This is a genomic window from Gemmiger formicilis (assembly GCF_018784445.1).
Taxonomy (GTDB): Bacteria; Bacillota; Clostridia; order Oscillospirales; family Ruminococcaceae; genus Gemmiger.
This window is the reverse complement of record NZ_WQOH01000102.1, coordinates 1-235: the sequence shown is the minus strand read 5'-3', so window position 1 is coordinate 235 and position 235 is coordinate 1. Positions and strand designations below refer to the sequence as shown.

Sequence of the window (235 nt, the reverse complement as noted above, 5' to 3'; positions counted from 1 at the left end):
CTGCGGACATAGTAAATGGTCTTGACGCCGACCCTCCACGCCTCTAAATACAGTCTGAGCACCTGACGCATGGAATAGTCGTTGGTGATATAGAGATTCATGCTCTGCGCCTGGTCAATATGTCTCTGGCGAAGGCCCGCGGCGCGTACCGACCAGCTTTGGTCGATCAGATGCGCCGCCTTATAGTACCACCATGTATCCATAGAAAGCTCCGGGGCAACGCGGGGCAGCATGC

Annotated in this window: 1 pseudogene; it reads right to left on the bottom strand. The window is 55.7% G+C overall.

What is annotated here, in order from left to right:
- Nucleotides 1-235: pseudogene (locus GPK89_RS16860) on the bottom strand (ribonucleoside-diphosphate reductase subunit alpha); the annotation flags it as partial.